The sequence below is a fragment of the Edwardsiella piscicida genome, assembly GCF_001896205.1.
In the GTDB taxonomy this organism is placed as follows: Bacteria; Pseudomonadota; Gammaproteobacteria; order Enterobacterales; family Enterobacteriaceae; genus Edwardsiella; species Edwardsiella piscicida.
The window spans coordinates 1004873-1007713 of record NZ_MPNU01000001.1; the positions used below are offsets into that span (position 1 = coordinate 1004873).

Genomic DNA, 2841 nt, shown 5'->3' on the forward strand with positions numbered 1-2841 from the left:
CAAAGCCCAGGGTTCCGGTATCTAGGCGATTGCTCTCCTGATTGGCCGCGCTGGCAATGGCCGCGCCGTCCAGCTGGGTATGATTACCCACGGTGATATCAAAGCCGCCTTTACCGGCAAAGATGCCGGTCTGGTTCTCCACCGAGGCATAGTCGCTGTGCATCTTATCGCGGCTGGCGGCGATGTTCAGAGAGCCATTGCCGAAGCCGATGCTCCCCCCAGCGCTGAAGCTGGACTGCTTGGCTTCATAGTTATCCATCGCCTGTTCACTGCGTAGGATCAGATTATTGCCGACATTCGCCACCACGTTCTCCCCCTGTATCTGCGCCCCTTTCAGGGTGGTGTCATTACCGCTGCTCAGCGTCAGGGTGTTGCCCGCGTTCACCGTGGTATCCGTGGCATAGCGGCTGTTGCCTTTTTCAAACACCATAATCCGTCAGCCCTTTTGGCAGGTTAAACCGGTCGCCGAGAAAATTATTCTCCACAACACCCCCAGTTGAAAAAGACTGGGGTTGTTGTTAATTTCAGTCTGGGGCCGAAGGTGGCTTTTTACGGGCGTCAAACTTATCTATCAGATTAAATACTATTGCAGCCAGTGTAATCGCAGAGCCAGTTATACACCCAAGAACAAAAATCCTTTCCACCTGGTAGTCAGGGAAAAAAAGTATCCTTTTGTTAGATAGATAAATAATGCCCCCCCTCCAATAAGGAGGAAACCCAGTACAATACAAAAGACACATGAATATATAAGCAACTTAATATATGCAATCATTCCCCCACTTCCTTATTTCTTTCGGAGGATAGTTGTGTGCCATTTACTGCATCTTTTATATATCCACCTAAAATTTCACTACTAAAGGAACCTGTCGTGTTAAATATAAAGCCAGGTACTTTTTTACTAGTTAATGAATTCACAATTCCTGATGCATATTCCCCGAACAGTCCACCGGCCCATGCTCCAGCAGCAGCTCCGCCAATAGATCCAGTATCCGGTCCATCAGTGAAAAATGCACTGCCCATCGCAATTCCGACGTTTTGTCCAATACTCCTTCCCGGTGCAAGTATCCCTGTAATGCCTGCACTGGTACTGCTTTTCCAGTCCCAACTTTTGTTTTCATTACCCGGCTGGCTCAGGTCAAACCACTGGTAACTTCCGTTGGCTATCTCCGCAATTATCCCGCCACCAATCACTTTCCTGACTGATGCTGCTGGTCCCAGATACCACGTTTCGGCAATCATCACACCATCCTGATAACCTTCAACAATAGCTTTGGTGATATTGGTATCCTCCGGCAGATCGCCTTTTGCCAGCCTATCCAGCCCTGCCTGCTTCTGTTCGGGCGTCAGCCCATTTTTTTCAGCATACTGATTCCAGGATTGTGCTGCTGCACCATAATCCGTCAGCCCTTTTGGCAGTTTAAACCCGTCGCCGAGTAAATTATTCTCCACTATCATCTTTGTTATCTGATTTAAATTTTTTTGTCAACTCAGGGATAACTATTCCCCAAATCCATAGGCTAAGACCTAATAACAAACCAATAATTACCCCGGATTTAATTGTATTAAGTATTGTTGATGATGGTATATCTAAAGAGAGGAAATCAGTTTTAAAAAAAGCAACAATACTACCAAGATATATTCCAGCGACACCTAGCACACTGGTTATTACAGGAAAGAAAAGTATCCAGATAAATATCTTCATGTTAAATAATTTATTTTTTTTCATCTTTATTATCCATGGTGATTTTTTGGGATTGGAAGTCAACATTTCTTTCTGCAAATGAACCAATAACATCTCCAGCAACCCCTGATGTGACGGGACCATACCCTTTATCTATTAGTTTATTAGTAACTTTATTTGATGTTGCTCCCCCCAAAAGTGAGCCAAAAATAGAACCAACAACTGAAGCCGTTGGATCTTCATGCTTAACTGAGCTTCCTAAATATGCACCACCGCCATTCACCACTGTGGTAAATATGACACTTTTCCCCTGAGTCAAAGCCCCTGTGCCTATTGCGATCAAAGTATCTGTATAGCTATATGATTCTCCAGAACTCATCGTTATAAATTGCTGTGTCGCATCAGCAGTTCCGCCTAATGCTCCGCCAAACACTAATCCATATGCGACAGTCGCTGGTGCAATAGCCATACTTCCCACAATAATAGGAACGGGTGCCCACGCGATCAGTAAACCACTGGCAGGATCTTGTTTTTCTAAAAGGTTACCCTTTGCATGTTTAGATAATGCGGCGGTAATCTCTTGTGGTGATTTGCCATCCTGTGACATTGATATAGCTAGAGTGGTCGCTGATAATCCATAATCCGTCAGCCCTTTTGGCAGTTTAAATCCGTCGCCTAGAAGATTATTCTCCACCGTCGTCTTACCCGACTGTGCGCCGGCGAGTGCAGAGGCACCCGAGTCACCCACCAGGCCGCCGGCCAGTCCGGCGGCAACGGTGGCCAGTGCTGAAACGGTCTGTTTCTCGGTTTCGCTGAGCTCAGCGACCGGTTTCTGGTACATCTCAGTGGCCAGCATGCCGACGATTTCGCCGGTGGCCGCACCCGCGGCTCCGGCAAGGGGATGATTCCCCTGTGCTGCGGCCAGCGCCGCATTTACCACCGCATGGGCCGCCACCCGGCTCGCGCCGTCCGGGGTGCTCTGTTTGATTATCTCACTAATATACGGCGCCGCGCCGCCCGCCAGCGCCGCCTGCAGGTTGCCGCCCGCCAGCCCCTGTACCGCCGCCGTGGCCGCCTGGATCGCCTGCTGGTATACGCCGCCGGTGCCCAACCCGGAATCGCGCATGCCGGTGCTATACGCCCGCTGCGCCACATCCTGC

The 2841-nt window shown here is 49.0% G+C and carries 4 protein-coding genes; all 4 read right to left on the reverse strand.

Translation table 11 applies throughout. The annotated features are described in order from the left end of the window. Positions 1–427, reverse strand: a 427-nt coding sequence (locus BRD58_RS04550; RefSeq protein ID WP_408731670.1) for a hemagglutinin repeat-containing protein, incomplete at its 3' end; no start/stop codon positions are given. A 341-nt stretch (positions 428–768) separates the two neighbouring features. Further along, the gene (locus BRD58_RS04560; RefSeq protein WP_012847683.1) at positions 769–1449 is read right to left on the reverse strand and encodes a hypothetical protein; all 681 of its coding nucleotides are present in this window, start codon (positions 1447–1449) and stop codon (positions 769–771) included. After that, positions 1439–1726 (reverse strand): hypothetical protein, encoded by a 288-nt coding sequence (locus BRD58_RS04565; protein ID WP_073381772.1) that lies wholly within the window; start codon positions 1724–1726, stop codon positions 1439–1441. Before BRD58_RS04565 ends, BRD58_RS04560 begins: the two co-directional genes overlap by 11 nt. Continuing rightward, the coding region (locus tag BRD58_RS04570; protein WP_162274054.1) for a VENN motif pre-toxin domain-containing protein at positions 1713–2841 on the reverse strand (1129 nt) is incomplete at its 5' end. The genes BRD58_RS04565 and BRD58_RS04570, both read right to left, overlap by 14 nt.

Excerpts from the sequence above, each read along its gene's own strand:
- BRD58_RS04565 (WP_073381772.1), bottom strand. The coding sequence starts at position 1,726 with ATGAAAAAAAATAAATTATTTAACATGAAGATATTTATCTGGATACTT.